Source organism: Micromonospora sp. CA-248260, assembly GCF_050942205.1.
GTDB classification, from domain to species: domain Bacteria; phylum Actinomycetota; class Actinomycetes; order Mycobacteriales; family Micromonosporaceae; genus Micromonospora; species Micromonospora antibiotica.
On the sequence record NZ_CP192021.1, the window covers coordinates 2,114,482 to 2,140,467 of the forward strand.

Below are 25,986 nucleotides of genomic sequence, written 5' to 3' on the forward strand. Positions count from 1 at the left end.
GGGGCCGACCGGCGCGGGCACGGTCGGCGGGGGAGCCGGGCGGGCAGGTCACCGGGGGAGCTTGGCCAAAGCCTGCTCGATGCGGACCAGCGCGTCGGCGACGTGCGGCACCGTCAGCGGGTCGTCGGCGGTCTGGGTCTGCCGCTGCTGCTCCGGGGTGTCGCCGTAGAGCATGCTGGTGGCGGCGCGGAACCGCAGCGCCTCCGGCCGGTCGCCGAAGTGGTGGCCGGACAGCACCGCCACGCCCAGCTCCTCCAGCAGGTGGCGCTGCAACCCGGCGCCGTCGGTGATGCCCTGCTCGGCCAGCGGCTCGCGCAGCGGCGCGAAGTCCGGGTAGACGTAGAACGCGCCGGTCGGCGGCCGGCAGGTGGCACCCGCCCCCACCATGATCCGGTGCACCGCGCCGGCCACCGCGCCGTGCAGCGCGGCGTCCTCGGTGAGCCGCTCGCGGATCTCCGGCGGCTCGGCGAAGGCGTACCGGGTCACCGACTGCATCGGCCCGGCGAGGGTGGACCAGATCTCACTGGCCACCGCCGCCACGTCGGCGCGGATCCGCTCACCCCACCCGCCGGCCGGGAACCGGGCCGCGCCGATCCGCCAACCGCCGAGCGCCAGGTTCTTGCTCAGCCCGGTGAGCACCACGGTCCGCCTCGGGGCGACCTCGGCGGGGGAGAGCAGGCCCGTACCCGGGGTGTGCAGGATGTCCCGGTAGATCTCGTCCGAGACGATCAGCAGGTCCTCCTCCTCGGCGATCGCGCACAACTCCCGGACCAGGTCGTCCGGGGCGTGCGTGCCGGTCGGGTTGTCCGGCGAGGTGAGCACCAGGATGCGCGGGTCGTGGCCGAGCACCCGGGCGGCGTGGATCGTCTCCCGCAGCGCCGCCGGGTCGGGCACCCCACCGCACGACTCCGGGATCGGCACCCCCAGTACGGTCTTGCCGGCCAGCCGGGCCTGCGGGGCGTAGGTGACCCAGCTCGGCGCGGCGACGATGGTGTCCCCGCCGACTACCAGTTGCAGGGCCATCAGCAGCGGCTTGCTGCCCGGCGCGATGATCACCTGGTCCGCCTCGGTGGGCAGCCGGCGACGGGAGAAGTACCCGGCCACCGCGTCCCGGGTGTCCGGGTCACCCACCACCGGCCCGTACGCGTTGCGGTCGGCGCCCTCGGTCAGCGCCCGCCGCAGCGGCGCGAACACCGGCAGCCGGGACTCGCCGAAGCCCAGGTGCACGATGGACTCGCCTGCGGCGATGCGCTGCGCGACCAACTGGTCGAGTGCGAGGTTGGGCGAGATCTTCCGGCCGGCCATCGCCAGCTCCCTTCGGGTCGGTGGGTGTTCAGGCGGTGACGGCCGCGCCGGGGCGGGCCGCGCTGGGGCTGACGGCGGCGAGGATGTCCGCCGGGGCAGCCGGGTCGATCTCCAGGTCGCTCAGCCAGGCCGCGTCGGCCGACCAGCGGGCCCGGAACGGCCGGCCGACCAGCCGCCGGTCGCGGGCCTGGATCAACCGGAGCTGGAAGAAGTCGCCGTCCGGGGTCCGTTCGACGCCGTCGACCAGCACCTTGCCGGGGGTGGCCGACATGACCGGCCCGCGCACCGTCCGGGCCAGCCCGGGCAGATCCTGGTACGCGGTGCGGAAGATGTCGGCGGCCCGGGTCAGCGGCACCTGGAAGTAGTCCCGGGGGCCGGTGTCCCGCTCGACGAACATGTAGTAAGGCACCGCGCCGACGGCCAGTTCGGCCCGCCACATCTCGCTCCAGACGCGGGCGTCGTCGTTGACGTAACGGATCAGCGGGGCCTGGCAGTAGACCACCGCCCCGGTCGACCGGATCCGGGCGATGGCCCGGGTGGCGACCTCGGTGGCCAACTCCCGGGGGTGGCTGAAGTGCGCCATCACCGCGACGTTGCGACCCGACGCGACGACCTGCTCGAACAGCCGCAGCAGGTCGTCGGCGTCGCTGTCGGAGACGAACCGGTACGGCCAGTAGGCGACCGCCTTGGTGCCGAACCGGATGGTGCGCACCGTGTCCACCGCCAGCAGCGGCTCCACGTGGCTGCGCAGCCGCTCCGTCGACATGATCATCGGGTCGCCGCCGGTGACCAGCACGTCGGTCACCGCCGGGTGCCGGTGCAGGTAGCGCACCAACTGCTCCGGGCCGGGCGCGGCGAACCGCAGGTCGGCGTCCCCGACGAACTGCGCCCACCGGAAGCAGTAGGTGCAGTACGCGTGGCAGGTCTGCCCCTGCTGCGGGAAGTACAGCACCGTCTCCCGGTACTTGTGCTGCATGCCCGGCAACTCCTGACCGTCCAGGCTGGGCACGTTGTGCTGCTGCTGCCCGGACGGGTGCGGGTTGAGCCCGGCCCGGATCCGGGCCACCTCACCGCGCAGCCCCTTGCGGTCACCGGCGCGCAGCAGGTCGCCGACGATCCGCTCGTCGTCGGCGGCGAGCATGCCGCGCTGCGGGAACACCAGCCGGAAGATCGGGTCGTCCGGGATGCGGTCCCAGTCGATCAGGTGCGACAGGACGTACTCGTTGACCCGGAAGGGCAGCACCTGGGAAATGGTGCGGACCGCGTGCAGATTGTCGGCCGACAATCCGTACCGGGCGCCCAGCTCATCGATGTGGTGCGGCCCGAAGGAGTGGAACCGCCCCGGATCGGCGGTCGTGGAAACGAGCAGGGACATCAACCATCCTCCATGGGGGGTTGCGCCCACCGACGTGGCGTGACTCAATCACCGGTGCGCGCCCGCGAGAATCGCTCGACGGTCAACAGCGCGTTGCCTCGCCCCCACGCTAGTGGCGGCCCGTCCGCCGGGACCCCTAGCGGAACCCCAGAGCCGCCCCTTAGCGCCGCTGGTAGGGGGAGGCTAGGGGCGTCGCGGGGGTGTAGGTGGATTTCCTTTCCTGATTACGTATCCCTCGCCTGGTCCGGCCGGCGCCCGGCGTGTCGCCCGGATACGCCGTACCGCACCGAGCGGCCGTGCAGACATCGATGCCGGCGCCGGATCACGTGCGCCCGGTGCGACCCGAGGGAGTGCTCCGTGACGATCGATCAGGAGATCCGTAAATATCCGTTCAGCGAGGCGCCCGGGATCGACATCGACCCCGTCTACGGGCTGCTGCGCAGCACCGAGCCGCTGGCCCGGGTGCAACTGCCGTACGGCGAGGTGTCCTGGCTCGCCACCCGGTACGAGGACGTCAAGACCGTGCTGACCGACCCGCGGTTCAGCCGGGCCGCGGCGCAGGGCAAGGACCAGCCCCGTACCCGCGAGGAGATGACCTACGAGGGCATCATCGGCCTCGACCCGCCGGACCACACCCGGCTGCGCAAGCTCGCCGGCAAGGCGCTGACCGCGCGCCGGGTCAACGAGATGCGCGAGGGCGCCCAGCGCATCGCCAACGAGTACGTCGACGAGATGATCGCCAAGGGTTCCCCGGGTGACCTGGTCGAGCTGTTCGCCCTGCCGTACCCGATCACCGTCATCTGCGAGCTGCTCGGGGTGCCGTTCGAGGACCGGGCCCAGTTCCGGATCTGGACCGAGGGGCTGACCAGCACCAGCGAGCAGCTGATGGTCTATGCCGAGCAGCTGTTCGGCTACATGGGCAAGCTGGTCGCCCAGCGCCGTGAGCAGCCCACCGACGACCTGCTCGGCGCGCTGGTCAAGGCCCGCGACGAGGGCGACCGGCTGACCGAGCAGGAGCTGCTCTCGATCGCCGGGGTCGGGCTGCTGCTCACCGGCGTCGAGACGGTCTCCACCCACATCCCCAACTTCGTCTACGCGCTGCTCACCAACCCGGAGCTGATGGCGCAGCTGCGCGCCGACCGGAGCCTGGTGCCGGCGGCCGTGGAGGAACTGCTGCGGATGATCCCGCTGAACCCGGCCGCGATGTTCCCCCGCTACGCGGTGGAGGACATCGAGCTGAGCGGGATCACCGTCCGCGCCGGGGAGCCGGTGCTGGTCTCGCTGCCCGGCGCCAACCGGGACCCGGAGATCTTCGACAACCCGGAGACCTTCGACTTCACCCGCGAGCAGAACCCGCACGTCGCGTTCGGCCACGGCCCGCACCACTGCCTCGGCGCGCAGCTCGCCCGGATGGAACTCCAGGTGGCCCTGCACACGGTCCTGGACCGGTTCCCCGAGCTGAGCCTGGCCGACGGCGACGCGGGCGTGTCGTGGAAGTCCGGCCAGCTGGTCCGGGGCCCGAACAAGCTGCTGGTGGCCTGGTGACCACCGTGGACACCCGCTGGACGGTCACCGTCGACCGGGACGCCTGCATCGGTACCGGGGTCTGCGCCGGCGCGGCCCCCCGCCAGATCGAGATCCGGGCCGGCAAGGCGTCCGCCCTGGCCCCGGAGACCGCGCCCGACGAGGCGGTCATCGACGCCGCCGACATGTGCCCGATGTCGGCGATCACCGTGCGCGACGCCGCCTCCGGCGCGCTGCTCGCGCCCGAGGAGTAACCACCGCCCCGACCGGTGAACCCACCGGTCGCCGCGAGGCCGCCGCGACCGGTCCCCCCTACCGGTCGCGGCGGCCTTGCCGTGATCGGGCGCCGCAAGCCGACACACCGAGCCGGGCGTCGAACCCGGAGACCTAGTGGAGCGTGCCATGAGCGAGTCCGTGAACCCCACCGGTGCCGAGCCCGACGCGCTGTCGGCACTGCGGCGACGGCTGGAGGGCCGCACGGCCGAGGAGCAGGGCCGGGCGCTCACCGCCCTGGTCCGGGAGCAGGCCCGTGACGTGCTGCGGACCGTGCTGCCGGACGGCCCGGACGCCGTCGAGCCGGGCCGCCCGTTCCGCGACCTGGGCTTCGACTCGCTCGCCGCGGTGGAGCTGCACCGTCGCCTCACCGTCGCCACCGGCCTGGACCTGCCGGTCACCCTGGTCTTCGACCACCCGACGCCGCAGGCGGTCGGGCGGTTGCTGCGCACGCTGCTCGGTGGGGACGCCGCGCCCGCGCCGGTCGCCGCGCCGCTGCGCCGGCCCGCCGACGACGACGAGCCGATCGCCGTGGTCGGCATCGGCTGCCGCTACCCGGGGCACAGCACCTCCGCCGACGACCTGTGGCGGCTGGTCTTCGAGGGCCGGCACGTGATCTCCGACTTCCCGACCGACCGGGGCTGGGACACCGACGGGCTCTACGACCCGGACCCGGGCAAGCCCGGCAAGACCTACGTGCGCCAGGGCGGTTTCCTGGAGGGCGCGGCCGAGTTCGACGCGGACTTCTTCGGCATCAGCCCCCGCGAGGCGATGACGATGGACCCGCAGCAGCGGCTGGTGCTGGAGACCGCCTGGGAGGCGTTGGAGGACGCCGGCATCGACTCGGCGTCGCTGCGCGGCAGCCAGACCGGTGTCTTCATCGGCGCCGAACCGCAGGAGTACGGCCCCCGGCTGCACGAGGCCCCGGAGGGCCTGGACGGCTACCTGCTCACCGGCAACGCGCCGAGCGTGGTGTCCGGCCGGCTCGCCTACACGTTCGGCTTCGAGGGCCCGACGCTGACCGTGGACACCGCCTGCTCGGGTTCGCTGGTCGCCCTGCACCTGGCCTGCCAGGCGGTGCAGCGTGGGGAGTGCACCACCGCGTTGGCCGGTGGCGTCGCGGTGATGGTGCACCCGGGCGCGTTCACCGCGTTCAGCCGGCAGCGTGGCCTCGCCCCGGACGGGCTGTGCAAGCCGTTCGCGGCGGCGGCCGACGGCACCGGCTGGGCCGAGGGCGTCGGCATCCTGGTGCTGGAGCGGCTCTCCGACGCCCGCCGCAACGGCCACCGGGTGCTCGGGGTGATCCGGGGCTCGGCGATCAACCAGGACGGCGCGTCCAACGGGTTGACCGCCCCGAACGGGCCGTCCCAGCAGCGGGTGATCATGTCCGCGCTGGCGTCGGCCGGCCTGGCCCCCGCCGACGTCGACCTGGTCGAGGCGCACGGCACCGGCACCCGGCTCGGCGACCCCATCGAGGCGCAGGCGATCATCGCCACCTACGGCCGGGAACGCCCCGCCGACCGGCCGCTGTGGCTCGGCTCGCTGAAGTCCAACATCGGTCACTCGCAGGCCGCCGCCGGGGTCGCCGGGGTGATCAAGGTGCTGATGGCGATGCGGCACCGGGTGCTGCCGCGTACCCTGCACGTCGACGCGCCCACCCCCAACGTGGACTGGTCCGCCGGCACCGTCGCGCTGCTCACCGAGGCCCGCGAGTGGGACGCCGCGGGCCGGCCGCGCCGCGCCGGGGTCTCCTCGTTCGGGGTCAGCGGCACCAACGCGCACGTCATCGTCGAGGAACCCCCCGCGGTCGACGACGAGACCGTCACCGACGTACCGCAGCTGCCCAGCGAGGTGCTGCCGGTGGTGTTCTCCGCCCGGAGCGGGACGGCGCTGCGCGACCAGGCCGCCGCGCTGCTGGCGGTCGTGGACACCGACGGGGACGCCCCGGAGCTGCTCGACGTCGCCTATTCGCTGGCCACCACCCGGACCGCCCTGGAGCACCGGGCGGTGCTGGTGGCCCGGGACCGGGCGGGTGTCGTCCGGGACCTGGCCGCCCTCGCCGCCGGCGGCAGCGTGCCCGGCGTACACCTGGGGCAGGCCGACGGCGGTGGACTCGGTTTCCTCTTCACCGGTCAGGGCAGTCAGCGGCTCGGCGCCGGACGGCAGTTGTACCGCAGCTACCCGGTCTACGCCGCCGCGTTCGACGACGCCTGCGGCTGGCTCGACCTGCAACTGGACGTGCCGCTGGCCGACGTGCTGTTCGCCGAGCCCGGCACCGCCGAGGCGGCCCTGCTCGACCAGACCGCCTACACCCAGTGCGCGCTGTTCGCGGTGGAGGTCGCCCAGTTCCGGCTGCTGGAGTCGTGGGGGGTCCGGCCCGACCTGCTCGCCGGGCACTCGATCGGTGAGCTGGCCGCCGCCCACGTCGCCGGGGTGCTCTCCCTGGAGGACGCCGCCCTGCTGGTCGCCGCCCGGGGCCGGCTCATGCAGCAACTCCCCGCCGAGGGCGCGATGATCTCGGTGCAGGCCACCGAGGAGCAGCTCCGTCCGCTGCTGGCCGGCCGGGAGGCGCAGGTGGGCCTCGCCGCGGTGAACGGCCCCACCTCGATGGTGGTCTCCGGCGACGAGGACGCCGTGCTGGAGGTGGTCGCCGCCCTCGCCGCCGCCGGGCACAAGACCAAGCGGCTGAAGGTCAGTCACGCCTTCCACTCGCCGCTGATGACGCCGATGCTCGCCGAGTTCGGCCGGTTGGCGCACGTGCTCACGTACCGCCCGCCGACCATCCCGGTCGTCTCCACGGTCACCGGCCGGCCGGTGCTCGCCGGTGAACTGTGCGACCCCGACTACTGGGTGCGGCACGTGCGCGACAGCGTCCGGTTCGCCGACGCGGTCCGGGCGATGGCCGACGAGGGGGTCACCACCTTCCTCGAACTCGGTCCGGCCGGGGTGCTCTCCGCGATGGGTCCGGCCTGCCTCGACGACGACGCCGATGCGGTCTTCGCCCCGCTGCTGCGCGCCGACCACGACGAGGAGACCGACGTCGTCGCCGCCGTCGCCCGCGCCCACGTGCGGGGGGTGCCGGTGGACTGGACGGGCTTCTTCGCCGCGCGCGGGGCCCGCCGGGTCGCGCTGCCCACGTACCCGTTCCAGCGTCGCCGGTTCTGGATGGAATCCGGCGGTGGCAGCGCCGACGCGACCGGCTTCGGTCAGCTCGCCGCCGGGCACCCGCTGGTCAGCGCGGTCGTCGGTCTGGCCGGCGGCGACGGGGTGGTGCTCACCGGGCGGGTGTCGCTGCGCAGCCACCCGTGGCTGGCCGACCACACCATCTCCGGGGTGGCCCTGCTGCCCGGCACCGCCTTCGTGGAGCTGGCGATCCGCGCCGGCGACCAGGTCGGCTGCCCCACCGTGGAGGAGCTGACCCTGGAGGCTCCGCTGGCGCTCGACGAGCACGGCGTCGCCCTCCAGGTCGTCGTCGGCGCCGCCGACCCGGCCGGCCGCTGCCCGGTGGCCGTCTACTCGCGGCCCGACGGGTCCGACCCGGACGACCAGCTCTGGACCCGGCACGTCAGCGGTTTCCTCGCCCCGCAGGCCGCCGACGCCGGGCAGCCGCTGACCGAGTGGCCGCCGCGCGACGCCCGCCCGGTCGACCTGACCGGCGGTTACGCCGAGCTGGCCGGCCAGGGCTACGGCTACGGCCCGGTCTTCCAGGGCCTCAAGGCCGTCTGGCGACGCGGCCCCGAGGTGTACGCCGAGGTCGCGCTCCCCGCCGACAGCCGGGCCGACGCGGCCCGGTTCGGTCTGCACCCGGCGGTGCTGGACGCCGCCCTGCACGCCATCGACGCCGCCCGTCGCGGCGAGCCCACCGACGACGAGGTACGCATCCCGTTCGCGTGGAGCGACGTCACCCTGCACGCCGCCGGCGCGGCCGAGGTGCGGGTCCGGATCGCCCCCGCGGCCGGGGACAGCGTGTCGGTGGTCCTCGCCGACCCGACCGGCGCACCGGTCGCCACGGTACGGTCGTTCGTCTCCCGGCCGGTCTCCACCGCCCAGCTCACCGCCGCCCGGGGCGGCTACCACGAGCGGCTGTTCCGCCTGGAGTGGACGAAGCTGGGTCACCGGCCCGCCCCGGCCGGCACCCCCCGCTGGGTGGTGCTCGGCGACGAGCGGATCGGCGCGGCCACCCGGCACGCCGACCCGGCCGCGCTGGGTGCCGCGATCGACGCCGGTGCCACCGCCCCCGAGTTCGCGTTCGTCGGCGTCGGCACCGGTGACGTCCGGGCCGCCACCGCCGGGGCGTTGACGCTGCTGCAGCAGTGGCTGGCCGACGCCCGGCTGGGCGGCACCCGGCTGGTCTTCGTCAGCCGGGTCGACGACCTCGCCACCGAGGCGGTCTGGGGTCTGCTGCGGGCCGCCCAGACGGAGAACCCGGACCGGTTCGTCACCGTCCGGCTCGCCGACGCCCCCACGTCACTGCTGGCCGCCGCCCTGGCCACCGGCGAACCGGAGCTGCGGCTGCGCGACGGGGAGATCAGTGTGCCCCGGCTGGCCCGGGTCGCCACCGCCCCGGCCGGCACCGACGCCGACACCACCACCGGCAGCCGTTGGCCGACCGACGGCACGGTGCTGGTCACCGGTGGCACCGGTGGGCTCGGCGCGCACGTGGCCCGGCACCTGGCCGGCAACCACGGCGTACGCCATCTGCTGTTGACCAGCCGTCGTGGCCCGGCGGCGGCCGGTGTGGCGGAGTTGCGCGCGGAGCTGGAAGCGGCAGGCGCGAGCGTCGAGGTGGCCGCCTGTGACGCGGCCGACGCCGACGCCCTGGCCGCGCTGCTCGCCGCCGTCCCGGCCGACCGGCCGCTGCGGGCGGTGGTGCACGCCGCCGGCATCGTCGACGACGCGACGATCGGCTCGCTCACCCCGCAGCGCCTCGACGCGGTGCTCAAGGCCAAGCTGGACGGCGCGGTCAACCTCGACGCGTTGACCCGCGACGCCGACCTGACCGCGTTCGTGCTCTTCTCCTCCCTGGCCAGCCTGCTCGACTGCGCCGGGCAGGGCAACTACGCCGCCGCGAACGCCACCCTCAACGCGCTGGCCACCTCCCGCCGGGCCGAGGGCCGGCCCGTGGTCGCCCTCACCTGGGGGCTGTGGACCGGTGACAGCGGCATGGGCGGCCAGTTGGACGCCGCCGCGTTGCAGCGCATCGAACGTTCCGGCATGCCCGGCCTCAGCCCGGCCGAGAACCTGGCCCTGCTCGACGCCGCGCTCGGGGTCGACGAACCGGTCCTCGCCCCGATCCGGGTCGACCTGACCGCGCTGCGCAACCGGCCCGACGGGGTGCCGGCGCTGCTGCGCGGCCTGGTGCCGCTGCCGGCCCGCCGGTCCGCGCAGGCGGCCGGCGCGGCGGACGCCGCCCAGGGGCTGGCCCGGCAGTTCGCCGGCCTCACCCCCGCCGAACGGGACCGGGTCACCCTCGACCTGGTCCGCGCGCACGTCGCCGCCGTGCTCGGCCACGACGGCGCGGAGGCGATCGAGCCCCGCCGCGCCTTCAACGAGCTGGGCTTCGACTCGCTGGCCGCGGTGGAGCTGCGTAACCGGCTCAACGCCGCCACCGGGCTGCGACTGCCGGCGACCCTCGTCTTCGACTACCCGACCCCGGTGGCGCTCGCCGAGTTCGTGGTGTCCACCGTGCTCGGCACCGACGTGGACGTGGCGGTGCCCGAGCTGGCGTCGGCCTCGTTCACCCAGGAGCCGATCGCCATCGTGTCGATGAGCTGCCGCTTCCCCGGCGGGGTGGCTACCCCGGAGCAGCTGTGGGAGCTGCTGGAGGGCGGCGTCGACGCGGTCTCCCCGTTCCCCACCGACCGGGGCTGGGACCTGGTCGGCATGTACGACCCGGAGCCCGGCAAGCCCGGCAAGACGTACTCGATGGAGGGTGGTTTCCTCTACGACGCGGCCGACTTCGACGCGGACTTCTTCGGGATCAGCCCGCGTGAGGCGGTCGCGATGGACCCGCAGCAGCGGTTGCTGCTGGAGACGTCGTGGGAGGTGCTGGAGCGGGCCGGCATCGACCCGACCTCGCTCAAGGGCAGCCCGACCGGTGTCTTCGCCGGCGTCATGTACCACGACTACGCGCTGCGCCTGCACCAGGTGCCCGACGAGCTGGCCGGCTACCTGGGCAACGGCAGCCTGGCCAGCATCGTCTCCGGCCGGGTCGCCTACACCCTCGGCCTGGAGGGGCCGGCCGTGTCGATCGACACCGCCTGTTCGTCGTCGCTGGTGGCGATCCACCTGGCCGTGCAGGCGCTGCGGGCCGGCGAGTGCTCGCTCGCGCTGGCCGGTGGCGTCACCGTGATGTCCACCCCCGATACGTTCATCGACTTCAGCCGTCAGCGTGGCCTGGCCAAGGACGGCCGGTCCAAGTCGTTCGCGGCCGGGGCCGACGGCACCGGCTGGGGTGAGGGCGCCGGCATGCTGCTGCTGGAACGCCTCTCCGACGCCCGCGCCAACGGCCACCAGGTGCTCGCGGTGATCCGGGGCTCGGCCACCAACCAGGACGGCGCGTCCAACGGGTTGACCGCCCCGAACGGCCCGTCGCAGCAGCGGGTGATCCGGCAGGCCCTGGCCTCCGCCGGTGGTATCCCGGCGACCGAGGTCGACGCGGTCGAGGCGCACGGCACCGGCACCGCCCTCGGTGACCCGATCGAGGCGCAGGCGCTGCTCGCCACGTACGGGCAGGGCCGGCCGGGTGAGCGTCCGCTCTGGCTCGGCTCGATCAAGTCGAACATCGGCCACACCCAGGGCGCGGCCGGCGTCGCCGGTGTGATCAAGATGGTGTTGGCGATGCGCAACGGGCTGCTGCCCCGCACCCTGCACGCCGACGAGCCGTCCCCGCAGATCGACTGGTCGGCCGGCGAGGTGCGGCTGCTCACCGAGGCGCAGCCGTGGCCGGCGCTGGACCGGCCGCGCCGGGCGGGCGTGTCGTCGTTCGGCATCAGCGGCACCAACGCCCACGTCATCGTCGAGGAGGCCCCGCCGGTCGAGCTGGAGGGCGAGATCGTCCCGCCGCCGGCCGTGCTGCCGTGGGTGCTCTCGGCCAAGACCGAGGAGGCGCTGCGCGCCCAGGCCGGCCAGCTCCGGGCGGCCGTCGCCGCCGCCACCACCGACCCGGGCGACCTCGCGTACGCCCTGGCGAAGGGGCGGGCGGCACTGGACCGGCGGGCCGTCGTCGTCGGTGACGTCACCGACTTCCTGACCGGCGCGGACGCCCTGGTCGCCGGGGCGGCGGTGCCGACCCTGTTGCAGGGCGGTTCCGGGGTGGTCTTCGTGTTCCCGGGGCAGGGTTCGCAGTGGGTGGGGATGGCGGTGGAGTTGTTGGATTCGTCTCCGGTGTTTGCGGAGCGGGTCAATGAGTGTGGGGTGGCGTTGTCGGAGTTTGTGGGTTGGCGGTTGGTGGATGTGTTGCGGGGTGTGGAGGGTGCTCCGTCGTTGGATCGGGTTGATGTGGTGCAGCCGGTGTTGTGGGCGGTGATGGTGTCGTTGGCGGGGTTGTGGCGGTCGTTTGGGGTGGTGCCGGATGCGGTGATTGGGCATTCGCAGGGTGAGATTGCGGCGGCGGTGGTGTCGGGTGGTTTGTCGTTGCGGGATGGGGCGTTGGTGGTGGCGTTGCGGAGTTTGGCGATTGCGGAGGTGTTGGCGGGTCGGGGTGCGATGGCCTCCATCGGCCTGCCCGCCGAGCGGGTCCGCGAGCGCCTCGACGCGTACGACGGTCGGGTGTCGATCGCCACGGTCAACGGGGTGTCGTCGGTGGTGGTCTCGGGTGACCCGGACGCCGTCGACGACCTGGTCGCCACGCTCAGCGCCGAGGACGTGCGGGCCAAGCGGGTGAACGTGGACTACGCGTCGCACTCGGCGCAGGTGGAGCTGATCGAGCAGCGGCTGCGCGCCGACCTCGCCGAGGTGTCGCCCCGGTCGTCGACCGTGCCGTTCTACTCCACGGTGACCGCCGGGGTGCTCGACACCGCCGGGCTGGACGCTGGCTACTGGTACACCAATCTGCGGCAGACCGTCCGGTTCGAGGAGACCACCCGGGTGCTGCTGCGGGCGGGGATGCGGGTGTTCCTGGAGTGCAGTGCGCACCCGGTGCTGACCATGGGGGTGGAGGAGACCGCCGCCGACGCGGGTGTCGAGGTGGCCGCCGTCGGGTCGCTGCGCCGGGGTGAGGGTGGGCTGCGTCGTTGGCTCACCTCGCTCGGTGAGGCGTTCGTCCGTGGGGTGCCGGTGGACTGGTCGTCGGCGCTGCCGGCGCGTCCGCGCGTCGAGGTGCCGCTGCCGACGTACCCGTTCCAGCGCCGCCGCTACTGGATCGACGCGACCAGCGGGGCGGCCGACGTGGCGTCGGTCGGCCTCGGTGCGGCCGGGCACCCGCTGTGGGGGGCGTCGGTGTCGATGGCCGAGTCGGGTGAGGTGTTGTTCACCGGCCGGATCTCGCTGGACACCCACCCGTGGCTGGCCGACCACGCCGTCAACGGCACCGTCCTGCTGCCCGGGGCGGCCTTCGTCGAGCTGGTGCTGCACGCCGGTGACCACGTCGGCCTCGCCCACCTGGAGGAGCTGACCCTGCACGCCCCGCTGCTGCTCGCCGAGCGCGCGGCCGTGCAGGTGCAGCTGCTGATGACCGCCGCCGACGAGTCCACCCGGCGTACCGTCAGCGTGCACTCCCGGGCCGAGCACGCCGAGGTGGACCTGCCGTGGACCCGGCACGCCACCGGCGTGCTCGCCGACACCCCGGCCGCCGCCGACTTCGACCTGGTGGCGTGGCCGCCGTCGGGTGCGGTGCCGGTGCCGACGGCGGGGTTGTATGACGAGTTGGTGGTGCAGGGGTACGAGTATGGTCCGGTGTTCCAGGGGGTGCAGGCTGCCTGGCGGGTTGGTGAGGTGGTGTTTGCTGAGGTTGCGCTTCCGGAGGAGGCGCATGGTGAGGCGTCGCGGTTCGGGGTGCATCCGGCGTTGTTGGATGCGGCGTTGCAGGTGGTGGGGATCGGTGAGGCGGTGCCGGTGGGTCGTCCGCCGTATCTGCCGTTCGCCTGGACGGATGTGACGCTGCACGCGACGGGCGCCACCGCCCTGCGGGTGAGGGTCACCCCGACCGGCCCGGATGCGGTCACCCTGCACCTGACCGACCCGACCGGTGCGCCGGTCGCCGAGATCGGTTCCCTGGTGTCCCGGCCGGTGCAGCTCACCACCGCCCCCACCGAGGGCAACCTCTACCGGATCGACTGGACCGCCGTGCCGGTGGCCGCGGCCCCGGCCCCTTCCTGGGCCCACCTGGAGGACCTCGCCGACGACGTACCGGAGCTGGTGCTCGCCCGACTCACCCACCAGGACGCCGCCCTCGACCCGGCCACCACGGCGGAGCCGGTAGGGGACGTCGAGGTGGCCGGGCGGGCTGCGGTCGGTGCGGCGCTCGCGCTGCTCCAGCGCTGGCTGGCCGACCCCCGGTTGGCCGAGTCCCGGCTGGTGGTGCTCACCGACGGTGCGGCCGACCAGGTCACCGACCTGGCCCACGCCCCGGTCTGGGGCCTGGTCCGCGCCGCGCAGGCGGAGAACCCCGGTCAGTTCGTGCTGGTGGATGCCGTTCCGGAGACTCCGGTGGAGGAGATTCTGGCGGCGGTGGGGACTGGTGAGCCGGAGTTGTCGCTGCGGGACGGTCAGGTGCGGGTGCCGCGTCTGGCGCGCGCGAGCACCACGGCGCAGCCGTGGCGGGCCGACGGCACCGTGCTGGTGACCGGTGGCACCGGTGTGCTGGGCGCGCTGGTGGCCCGGCACCTGGTGGAGGTGCACGGGGTGCGGGACCTGGTGCTGACCTCGCGGCGTGGGTTGACCGCGCCGGGCGCGGTGGAGTTGCGGGACGAGTTGGTGGCGTTGGGTGCCTCCGTGGAGGTGGTGGCCGCCGACCTGGCCGACCGGGACGCCGTCGCCGCCCTGCTGGACGGCATCCCGGCGTTGACCGCCGTCGTGCACACCACCGGCGCGTTGGACGACGGCACCGTCGCGGCGTTCACCGACGCGCAGCTCGACACCGTGTGGCGGGCCAAGGCCACCCCGGCCTGGCACCTGCACGACCTCACCCGGGACCGCGAGCTGTCCGCGTTCGTGCTGTTCTCCTCGGCCGCCGGCGTGGTCGACGGCTCCGGGCAGGGCAACTATGCCGCCGCGAACGTCTTCGTCGACGCCCTGGCCGCGCACCGGCGGGCGCTCGGCCTGCCGGCGGTCTCCCTGGCCTGGGGTTTCTGGGAGGAACGCAGCGGGATGACCGCGCACCTCGGCGACGCCGACGTGGCCCGGATGGCCCGTTCCGGCGTGCTCGGGATCAGCACCGACCAGGGTCTCGCCCTGCTCGACGCGGCGGTCGCCACCGACGAGCCGCTGCTGGTGCCGATCCGGCTGGACACCGCCGCGCTGCGCGCCCAGGGCCAGCAGCTCCCGGCCCTGTTCCGGGGCCTGGTCCGGCTCCCGGCCCGCCGCGCCGCCGGCACCGGCCCGACGCCGGTCGGCGGTTCGGCACTGCACCGGCAACTGCTCGGCCTCGCCGACGCCGACCAGCGGCGGCTCCTGCTCGACCTGGTCCGGGGCAACGTGGCCGGGGTGCTCGGCCACGACAGCCCGGCCACCGTCGAGCCGTCCCGGGCGTTCCGGGAACTCGGCTTCGACTCGCTGGCCGCCGTGGAGCTGCGCAACAAGCTCAACACCGCCACCGGGCTGCGGCTGCCGGCGACCCTGGTCTTCGACTACCCCAACCCGACCGCGCTCGCCGACTACCTGCACACCAGGATCCTCGGCGCGGCCACCCCGCAGGCCCCGACCGTGGCCACCCCCGTCGCCGACGACGAACCCGTCGCCATCGTGGCGATGAGCTGCCGCTTCCCCGGCGGGGTCCGCACCCCCGAGGACCTGTGGCGACTGCTTGCCGACGGCACCGACGCGATCACCCCGTTCCCCACCGACCGGGGCTGGGACCTCGCCGGCATGTACGACCCGGAGCCCGGCCGGACCGGCAAGACGTACGCCATGGAGGGTGGTTTCCTCTACGACGCGGCCGACTTCGACCCCGACTTCTTCGGGATCAGCCCGCGTGAGGCGGTCGCGATGGACCCGCAGCAGCGGTTGCTGCTGGAAACCTCGTGGGAGGCGCTGGAGCGGGCCGGCATCGACCCGAACTCGCTGCGCGGCAGCCTCACCGGTGTCTTCGCCGGGGTCATGTACCACGACTACGCCAGCCGGCTGCCCGAGGTGCCCGAGGAACTCGCCGGTTACCTGGGCAACGGCAGCATGGCAAGCGTCGCGTCCGGCCGCATCGCCTACACCCTCGGCCTGGAGGGGCCGGCGGTCAGCGTCGACACCGCGTGCTCGTCGTCGCTGGTCGCGATCCACCTGGCCGTGCAGGCGCTGCGCTCCGGCGAGTGCACGCTCGCACTGGCCGGTGGCGTCACCGTCATGTCCACCCCGGACACGTTCATCGAGTTCAGCCTCCAGCGGGGCCTGGCCACCGACCACCGGTGCAAGTCCTTCGCAGCCGGCGCGGACGGCACGGCGATGTCCGAGGGTGTCGGCATGCTGCTGCTGGAGCGCCTCTCCGACGCCGAACGCAACGGTCACCACGTCCTCGCCGTGGTACGGGGTTCGGCGATCAACCAGGACGGCGCGTCCAACGGGTTGACCGCGCCGAACGGCCCCTCGCAGCAGCGGGTGATCCGGCAGGCCCTGGCGGCGGCCGGTGGCATCCCGACGACCGAGGTGGACGCCGTCGAGGCGCACGGCACCGGCACCACCCTCGGTGACCCGATCGAGGCGCAGGCGCTGCTGGCCACCTACGGGCAGGAACGGCCCGGGGACCGGCCGCTCTGGCTCGGCTCGGTGAAGTCGAACATCGGCCACACCCAGGGCGCGGCCGGCGTCGCCGGTGTGATCAAGATGGTGCTGGCGATGCGCAACGGGGTGCTGCCCCGCACCCTGCACGTGGACGAGCCCACCCCGCAGGTGGACTGGTCGGCCGGGGCGGTCCGGCTGCTCACCGAGACGCAGCCGTGGCCGGCACTGGAGCGGCCCCGTCGGGCGGGCGTGTCGTCGTTCGGCATCAGCGGCACCAACGCCCACGTCATCCTCGAACAGGCGCCCCCAGCCGACGAGCCCCCGGTCGACGCTCCCGAGCCGGAGCTGCTGCCCTGGGCGCTGTCGGCCCGCACCGACCAGGCCCTGCGGGAGCAGGCCGCCCGGGTGGCCGACGTCGCGGGCGACGAGTCCGTCAAGGCCGGTGACCTCGCGTACGCGCTGGCGACCGGGCGGGCGCTGCTCGACCGGCGCACGGTGATCGTCGGCGACCGGCGCGACTTCGTCGCCGGGGCGCGGGCGTTCGCCGGCAACGGCACCGCCCCCGGTGTGCTCCAGGGCGGCACGGTGTTCGTGTTCCCGGGGCAGGGTTCGCAGTGGGTGGGGATGGCGGTGGAGTTGTTGGATTCGTCTCCGGTGTTTGCGGAGCGGGTTGGTGAGTGTGGGGTGGCGTTGTCGGAGTTTGTGGGTTGGCGGTTGGTGGATGTGTTGCGGGGTGTGGAGGGTGCTCCGTCGTTGGATCGGGTTGATGTGGTGCAGCCGGTGTTGTGGGCGGTGATGGTGTCGTTGGCGGGGTTGTGGCGGTCGTTTGGGGTGGTGCCGGATGCGGTGATTGGGCATTCGCAGGGTGAGATTGCGGCGGCGGTGGTGTCGGGTGGTTTGTCGTTGCGGGATGGGGCGTTGGTGGTGGCGTTGCGGAGTTTGGCGATTGCGGAGGTGTTGGCGGGTCGGGGTGCGATGGCCTCCATCGGCCTGCCCGAGCGGGCGGCGGCCGAACGACTGACCGGCTACGCCGGCCGCATCTCGATCGCCACCGTCAACGGCACCTCCTCCGTCGTCGTCTCCGGTGACCCGGACGCCGTCGACGACCTGGTCGCCACGCTGACCGCCGAGGACGTGCGGGCCAAGCGGGTGAACGTGGACTACGCGTCGCACTCGGCGCAGGTGGAGCTGATCGAGCAGCGGCTGCGCGCCGACCTCGCCGAGGTCAGCCCGCGTGCCTCCACTGTCCCGTTCTACTCGACCGTCACCGGCCGGGTGTTCGACACCGCCGGGCTGGACGCCGGCTACTGGTACACCAACCTGCGGCAGACCGTCCGGTTCGAGGAGACCACCCGCGCCCTGCTCGACGCCGGGATGCGGGTGTTCCTGGAGTGCAGTGCGCACCCGGTGCTGACCATGGGGGTGGAGGAGACCGCCGCCGACGCGGGGGTCGAGGTGGCCGCCGTCGGGTCGCTGCGCCGGGGTGAGGGTGGGCTGCGTCGTTGGCTCACCTCGCTCGGTGAGGCGTTCGCCCGGGGCGTCACCGTCGACTGGTCGCCGGTGCTGCCGGCGCGTCCGCGTGGTGAGGTGCCGCTGCCGACGTACCCGTTCCAGCGCCGCCGCTACTGGCTCAACGCCACCGGGGGCCGCGCCGACCTCACCTCCGCCGGTCTCGGCTCCGCCGGGCACCCGCTGTGGGGGGCGTCGGTGTCGATGGCCGAGTCGGGTGAGGTGCTGTTCACCGGCCGGATCTCGCTGGACACCCACCCGTGGCTGGCCGACCACGCCGTCAACGGCACCGTCCTGCTGCCCGGCACCGGCTTCGTCGAACTCGTCCTGCACGCCGGGGACGACGTCGGCCTCGGCCACCTCGACGAGTTGACCCTGCACGCCCCGCTGATCCTGCCCGAGCAGGGTGCCGTACAGGTGCAGTTGCTGCTCGCCGCCGCCGACGACACCGGCCGCCGGACGGTCACCGTGCACTCCAGGCCGGAACACACCGGCAGCTGGGTCCGGCACGCCACCGGTGTGCTCTCCGCCGACGTCACCGACCCCGACTTCGACCTGGTGGCGTGGCCGCCGTCGGGTGCGGTGCCGGTGCCGACGGCGGGGTTGTATGACGACCTGGTGGTGCAGGGGTACGAGTATGGTCCGGTGTTCCAGGGGGTGCAGGCTGCCTGGCGGGTTGGTGAGGTGGTGTTTGCTGAGGTTGCGCTTCCGGAGGAGGCGCATGGTGAGGCGTCGCGGTTCGGGGTGCATCCGGCGTTGTTGGATGCGGCGTTGCAGGTGGTGGGGATCGGTGAGGCGGTGCCGGTGGGTCGTCCGCCGTATCTGCCGTTCGCCTGGACGGATGTGACGCTGCACGCGACGGGCGCCACCGCCCTGCGGGTGAAGGTCACCGCCAGTGGGCCGGAGTCCGCCACCCTGCACCTGGCCGACCCGGACGGCGAACCGGTCGCCGTGGTCGGCGCGCTGGTGTCCCGCCCGGTCCAGCTCACCGTTGCCGCCCCGACCGACGGGGACCTCTACCACGTCGACTGGGTGAGCGTGCCCACCGGCACCGCGGCCGAGTCGTGGGGCTACCTGGAGGGGCTCGGCCTCGGCGTGCCCGACGTCGTGCTCGCCCCGCTGACCCCGCCCGCCGCCGACCTCGACCCGGCCACCGCCGCCCGGACGGCGGTGGGGGAGACCCTCACCCTGCTCCAGTCCTGGCTGGCCGACCCGACCCAGGCCGCCGCCCGGCTGGTCGTGATCACCGACGGTGCCGTCGACGGCGGCACCGACCTGGCCCACGCCCCGGTCTGGGGTCTGGTGCGGGCCGCGCAGGCGGAGAATCCGGGTCAGTTCGTGCTGGTGGATGCCGACCCGGAGACTCCGGTGGAGGAGATTCTGGCGGCGGTGGGGACCGGTGAGCCGGAGTTGTCGCTGCGCGACGGTCAGGTGCGGGTGCCGCGTCTGGCGCGCGCGAGCACCACGGCGCAGCCGTGGCGGGCCGACGGCACCGTGCTGGTGACCGGTGGCACCGGTGTGCTGGGCGCGCTGGTGGCCCGGCACCTGGTGGAGGTGCACGGGGTGCGGGACCTGGTGCTGACCTCGCGGCGTGGGTTGACCGCGCCGGGCGCGGTGGAGCTGCGCGACGAGCTGACCGGCCTCGGGGCCACCGTCGAGGTGACGGCCGCCGACCTGGCCGACCGGGACGCCGTCGCCGCCCTGCTGGACGGCATCCCGGCGTTGACCGCCGTCGTGCACACCACCGGGGTTCTCGACGACGGCCTGCTCGCCGGGCTGACCCCGGCGCAGCTCGACACGGTGTGGCGGGCCAAGGCCGACCCGGCCTGGCACCTGCACGACCTGACCCGCGACCGTGACCTGTCGGCGTTCGTGCTGTTCTCCTCCGCCGCCGGGGTCCTCGACGGGGCGGGGCAGGCCAACTACGCCGCCGCGAACGTCTTCCTCGACGCCCTGGCCGCGCACCGGCGGGCCCTGGACCTGCCGGCCACGTCGCTGGCCTGGGGTTTCTGGGAGCAGCGCAGCGGGATGACCGCGCACCTCGGCGACGCCGACGTGGCCCGGATGGCCCGCTCCGGCGTGCTGCCGCTGGACTCCGACCGGGGGCTGGCGCTGCTGGACGCGGCGGTCGCCGCCGACCAGCCGCTGCTGGTGCCGGTCCGGCTGGACACCGCCGCGCTGCGCGCCCAGGGCCAGCAGCTCCCGGCCCTGTTCCGGGGCCTGGTCCGGCTCCCGGCCCGGCGGGCGGCGGGTGGTCCGGCGACCCCGGCCACCGGCTCCGGCCTGCACCGGCAGCTCGTCACCCTCGACGCGGACGACCAGCACCGGGTGCTGCTCGACCTGGCCCGGGCCAACGTCGCGGCCGTCCTCGGCCACGACAGCGGCACCGCCGTCGAACCGGCGCGGGCGTTCAAGGAACTCGGCTTCGACTCGCTGGCCGCCGTGGAGCTGCGCAACCGGCTCAACACCGCCACCGGGCTGCGGCTGCCGGCGACCCTGGTCTTCGACTACCCCAACCCGACCGCGCTGGCCGGCTACCTGCACGGCACGATCCTCGGCGGGCCGGCGCAGGCGCAGCCGACCACGGTGGTCCGGCCGATGGTCGACGAACCCGTCGCCATCGTGGCGATGAGCTGCCGCTTCCCCGGCGGGGTCCGCACCCCCGAGGACCTGTGGCAGCTGCTGGTCGACGGCGCGGACGCTATCTCGCCGTTCCCCACCGACCGGGGCTGGGACCTCGACCACCTCTACGACCCGGAACCCGGCAAGCCCGGCCGGACGTCCTCGCTGGAGGGTGGTTTCCTCTACGACGCGGCCGACTTCGACCCCGACTTCTTCGGCATCGGCCCGCGTGAGGCGATCGCGATGGACCCGCAGCAGCGGTTGCTGCTGGAAACGTCGTGGGAGGTGCTGGAGCGGGCCGGGATCGATCCGACCTCGCTCAAGGGCAGCCCGACCGGGGTGTTCACCGGCGTGATGTACCACGACTACGGCAGCCGGCTGTCCGAGGTGCCCGAGGAGTTGGCGGGTTACCTGGGCAACGGCAGCATGGCAAGCGTCGCGTCCGGGCGGATCTCGTACACCCTGGGGTTGGAGGGGCCGGCGGTCAGCGTCGACACCGCGTGCTCGTCGTCGCTGGTGGCGATCCACCTGGCCGTGCAGGCGCTGCGTTCCGGGGAGTGCTCCCTGGCTCTGGCCGGCGGGGTCACGGTGATGTCCAAGCCGGACACCTTCCTGGACTTCAGCCTCCAGCGGGGGCTGGCCTCCGACGGCCGGTGCAAGTCCTTCTCCGCCGACGCCGACGGCACCGGCATGTCCGAGGGCGCGGGCATGCTGCTGCTGGAGCGGCTCTCCGACGCCGAACGGCACGGCCATCACGTCCTGGCGGTGGTGCGGGGTTCGGCGATCAACCAGGACGGCGCGTCCAACGGGCTGACCGCCCCCAACGGTCCCGCCCAGCAACGGGTGATCCGGCAGGCGCTGGCCGCCGCCGACGTCCGTCCCGACCAGGTCGACCTGGTCGAGGCGCACGGCACCGGCACCACCCTCGGTGACCCGATCGAGGCGCAGGCGGTCCTCGCCACCTACGGGCAGGACCGCCCGGACGACCGGCCGCTCTGGCTCGGCTCGATCAAGTCGAACATCGGCCACACCCAGGGCGCGGCCGGCGTCGCCGGTGTGATCAAGATGGTGCTGGCGATGCGCAACGGGCTGCTGCCCCGCACCCTGCACGCCGACCGGCCGTCACCGCAGGTGGACTGGTCGGCCGGGGCGGTGCGGCTGCTCACCGAGGCGCAGCAGTGGCCGGCCCTGGACCGGCCCCGCCGCGCCGGGGTGTCGTCGTTCGGCATCAGCGGCACCAACGCCCACGTCATCGTCGAGCAGGCGCCGGCGGTCGAGGCGGCGCCGGCCGACGGGGACGCCCCGGCCACCCCGCCGGTGCTGCCCTGGCTGCTCTCCGCCCGCTCGGCGGAGGCGCTGCACGCCCAGGCCGGGCTGGTCGCCGACACCGGGGCCACCCTGGACGTGGCGTACTCGCTGGCCACCACCCGGGCGGTGCTGGAGCGTCGGGCCGTGGTGGTCGCCCCCGTCGGGGACGACGCGGTCCGCGCCCTACGTGCCGCCGCCGAAGGCACCGACCCCGCCGAGTGGGTGCAGGGGACCCCGTCGGCCGGGAAGCTCGCCATGCTCTTCACCGGCCAGGGCGCGCAGCGCCTCGGCATGGGCCGTGAGCTGGCGGCGGCGTACCCGGCCTTCGCGGCGGCGTTCGCCGAGGTGTGCGCCCACCTGGACGCGCAGCTCGACCGGCCGCTGCGGGAGGTGCTCTACACCGAACCCGACGTCGCCGACGCCGCGCTGCTCGACCAGACCGTCTACAGCCAGAGCGCGCTGTTCGCCATCGAGGTGGCGCTCTACCGGCTGCTCGAATCCTGGGGCATCCGACCCGACCTGGTCGCCGGGCACTCCATCGGCGAGATCAGCGCCGCGCACGTCGCCGGGGTGCTGTCGCTGCCCGATGCGGCGGCCCTGGTCACCGCGCGTGGCCGGCTGATGCAGGCGATGCGGGAGGACGGCGCGATGGTCGCCGTCGAGGCGTCCGAGGAGGAGGTACGCCGGGAACTGGCCGGGCGGGAGACCGAAGTGGGCATCGCCGCGGTCAACGGGCCACGCGCGGTGGTGCTCTCCGGTGACCACGACGCCGTCGGTGCGCTTGCCGACGACTGGCGGGCCCGGGGACGCCGGATCAAGCGGCTGCGGGTCAGCCACGCGTTCCACTCCCCGCACATGGAGCCGATGCTGGCCGAGTTCCACCAGGTCGCCGCCGGGTTGACCTTCGCCCCGCCGAGGGTGCCGGTGGTGTCCAACCTGACCGGTCGGCTCGCCGACCCCGACGAGATCACCACCCCCGGCTACTGGGTGCGCCACGTCCGGGAGGCGGTCCGGTTCCACGACGGGATCGCCACCCTGGAAGCGGCCGGCGTCACCACGTTCCTGGAGGTCGGCCCGGACGCGGTGCTCACCGCGATGGGCCGGGACTGCGTCTCCGACACCGGCGGCCTCGCCCTGGTGCCGGTGCTGCGCGGCGGCCGGGACGAGGCGGCGAGCCTGCTGACCGCCGTCGCCACCCTGCACACCCGGGGTGTCCCGGTGGACTGGCGGGCCTGGTTCGCGCCCACCGGCGCCCGGGTCACCGACCTGCCGACCTACCCGTTCCAGCGGCGTCGGCTCTGGCTGGACGCCCCGGCGGGCGGCGGTGACGTGCCGGGTCTGGGTCAGCGCCCGGCCGCCCACCCGCTGCTCGGCGCGGTCGTCGGGTTGGCCGGGGCCGACGGCACCGTGCTGACCGGCCGGCTGTCGCTGCGGACCCACCCGTGGCTGGCCGAGCACGACCTCGCCGGCACGGTGCTGCTACCCGGGACGGCCTTCGTCGAGCTGGCCTTCCGCGCCGGTGACCAGGTCGGCTGCGCCCTGGTCGAGGAGTTGACGTTGGAGGCTCCGCTGGTCGTACCGCCCCGGGGCGGCGTCGACCTCCAGGTGGTGGTCGGGGCACCGGACGGGACGGGACGCTGCCCGGTCACCGTGCACTCCCGGCCGGAGGACGGTGTCGACGGTTGGACCCGGCACGCCACCGGCGTACTGGCCCCGGCGGAGTCCACCGCACCGGCCTGGTCGGCGGGCGACGCCTGGCCACCGGTCGGGTCCACCCCGGTCGACCTGACCGGCCGGTACGACCGGCTGGCCGACGCCGGCTACCACTACGGCCCGCTGTTCCAGGGGCTGCGGGCCGCCTGGCGACACGGCGACGAGGTGTACGCCGAGGTGGCGCTCCCCGCGGAGGCGGTCGCCCCGGCGGACCGGTTCGGCCTGCACCCGGCGCTGTTCGACGCGGTGCTGCACACCCTCGACCTGACCGGTGCCGACGAGGACGACGACCGGCTGCGGTTGCCGTTCGCCTGGCGGGGGGTGGCCCTGCACGCCACCGGCGCGACCGCGCTGCGGGTACGGCTGCGCCCGACCGGCCCGCAGGAGGTCTCCTTCGACCTGGCCGACACCTCCGGTGCGCCGGTCGCCTCGGTGGCCTCGCTGGCGGTCCGGCCGCTCGCCGCCGACCAGCTGGGTGGGGCCCGGGCGGCTCACCGCACGTCGCTCTTCCAGGTCACCTGGGCTGCGGTGCCGACCCCGGCCACCGGCGGCGGCACGACCGTGGTCCTCGGCGACGACGACCTCGGCCTCGGGGTGCCCCGGTACGCCGACCTCGGCACGCTCGCGGCGGAGGTCGCCCGCACCGGTGACGCCCCGGGCACCGTCGCGGTGGCCTGGCGTACCACGTCGGACTCGCCCTCGGCGGCGACCACCGCGGCGCTGGCCCTGGTGCAGGGGTGGCTCGCCGACGAGCGGTTCACCGACACCCGGCTGGCGCTGGTGACGACCCGGGCGGTCGCCACCACCGACGGCGAGGACGTGCCCCGGCCGGTGGACGCCACCGTCTGGGGCCTGGTCCGGGCCGCTCAGGAGGAGAACCCGGGCCGGCTGGTCCTGATCGACGTCGACGACCCGGACCCGACCGGGCTGCGGTCGGCGCTGGCCGTCGACGCCGAACCGCAACTGGCGGTCCGGCGGGGTGGGCTGCTCGCGCCCCGGCTCGCGGCGCTGCCGGTGCCGGACGGTGAGCTGCCGGCCGGCCCGGACCCGACGGGCACGGTGCTGGTCACCGGCGGCACCGGCGGGCTGGGCCGGGTGGTCGCCGAGCACCTGGTGACCCGGCACGGCGTACGGCGGCTGCTGCTGGCCAGTCGACGCGGCCCGGCGGCCCCGGGGGTGGACGACCTGGTCGCGCGCCTGACGGCGGCCGGCGCGGAGGTGACCGTGGCGTCCTGCGACCTGGCCGACCGGGCGGCGGTGGCGGCCCTGCTCGACGGGGTGCCCGCCGGGCATCCGCTGACCGGGGTGGTGCACGCCGCCGGGGTGCTCGACGACGGGTTGCTGCCCACGCTGACGCCCGACCGGGTGGCGGCGGTGCTGGGTGCCAAGGCAGAGTCCGCGCGTCACCTGCACGAACTCACCCTGCACCGGCCGTTGCACTGGTTCGTGCTGTTCTCCTCGGCGGCGGCCACCCTCGGCGGCGCCGGTCAGGCCAGCTACACCGCGGCGAACGCCTACCTGGACGCCTTGGCCCAGCACCGGCGGGCGCACGGCCTGGCCGGCACCGCCCTGGCCTGGGGCCTGTGGGCGGAGTCGGGCAGCGGGATGACCGGCCACCTCGGCGAGGCCGACCTGCGCCGGATGGCCCGTTCCGGGGTCGCCGCGCTGTCCACCGGGGACGCGTTGGCGTTGTTCGACGCGACCCTGCACCCGGTGCCGGCACTGGCCCTGCCGGTCCGGCTGGACCTGGCCGCGATCCGGTCCCGGGCCGACGGGGTGCCGCCGCTGCTGCGGGGCTTGGTCCGTACGCCGACCCGCCGGTCGGCCGCCGGCACGCCGGGCCCGGTGGCGGGGGAGCGGCCGCTGGCCGAACGGTTGGCCGGGTTGCCGTCGGACGAGGCCGACCGGGCCGTGACCGAGCTGGTCCGGGCCCGGACGGCCGAGGTGCTGGGCCACGACCGGCCACAGTCGCTGGACGTGGAGCGGGGCTTCCTGGAGCTCGGCTTCGACTCCCTGGCGGCGGTGGAGTTCCGCAACAGCCTCGGTGCGGCGACCGGGCTCCGACTCCCGGCGACGCTCATCTACGACCACCCCAGCCCGGCGGCGGTGGCCCGGTTCGTCCGGTCGGAGCTGGCCGGTGACGCGCCGGCCGCTCCGTCGCTGGAGGCCGAGCTGGCCCGGTGGGAGACGCTGCTGGACGGCACCGTGCCGGACGAGGCGGAGCGGGGCCGGATCACCGTCCGGCTCCAGGCGCTGATGTCCCGGTGGAACGCGGCGTACGGGGGTGCCGCGGTGGAGCCGGCCGCCCGGGACCTGGCGTCGGTCACCGCGGACGAGCTGTTCGACATCCTCGACGACGAATTGGAGGCGTCGGACTGACCATCCGTCCGGGGACCCGAGGTCCGTCGATGCCCACGGGCGGTCGGCGGACCTCGGGCTTCCTCCCGGCGGACGGGTGGGCTTTTGTCCACCTTCGGCGTGGGTCCATG

General features: G+C 74.4%; 5 protein-coding genes. 3 read left to right on the top strand and 2 right to left on the bottom strand.

The annotated features are described in order from the left end of the window. Nucleotides 1-48: 48 nt before the first annotated feature. Together ACQP2H_RS09325 and ACQP2H_RS09330 are read right to left on the bottom strand one after the other, a co-directional pair. A complete protein-coding gene (locus ACQP2H_RS09325; RefSeq protein WP_433232120.1) occupies nt 49-1,305 on the bottom strand; it encodes a pyridoxal phosphate-dependent aminotransferase in 1,257 nt (418 codons plus the stop codon). 28 nt (nt 1,306-1,333) lie between these two features. Further along, nucleotides 1,334-2,680, bottom strand: a complete 1,347-nt coding sequence (locus tag ACQP2H_RS09330) for a KamA family radical SAM protein (protein WP_433232123.1) — start codon at nt 2,678-2,680, stop codon at nt 1,334-1,336. A gap of 357 nt (nt 2,681-3,037) precedes the next feature. Here ACQP2H_RS09330 and ACQP2H_RS09335 point away from each other — a divergent pair, with 357 nt between their 5' ends. The 3 genes from ACQP2H_RS09335 to ACQP2H_RS09345 all read left to right on the top strand — a co-directional run bounded on the left by ACQP2H_RS09335 (nt 3,038) and on the right by ACQP2H_RS09345 (nt 25,876). Beyond that, nucleotides 3,038-4,225 carry a cytochrome P450 gene (locus ACQP2H_RS09335; protein WP_208569136.1) on the top strand — a complete coding sequence of 396 codons (1,188 nt, stop codon included), beginning with the start codon at nt 3,038-3,040 and terminating at the stop codon, nt 4,223-4,225. Continuing rightward, entirely contained in the window at nt 4,222-4,458 is a 237-nt protein-coding gene (locus ACQP2H_RS09340) for a ferredoxin (RefSeq protein WP_208569137.1), read from the top strand. The genes ACQP2H_RS09335 and ACQP2H_RS09340 overlap by 4 nt, the downstream gene beginning before the upstream one ends. Before the next feature lie 148 nt (nt 4,459-4,606). Next, nucleotides 4,607-25,876, top strand: coding sequence for an SDR family NAD(P)-dependent oxidoreductase (locus ACQP2H_RS09345; protein ID WP_433232127.1), 21,270 nt, complete (start codon nt 4,607-4,609; stop codon nt 25,874-25,876). Nucleotides 25,877-25,986: the final 110 nt, after the last annotated feature.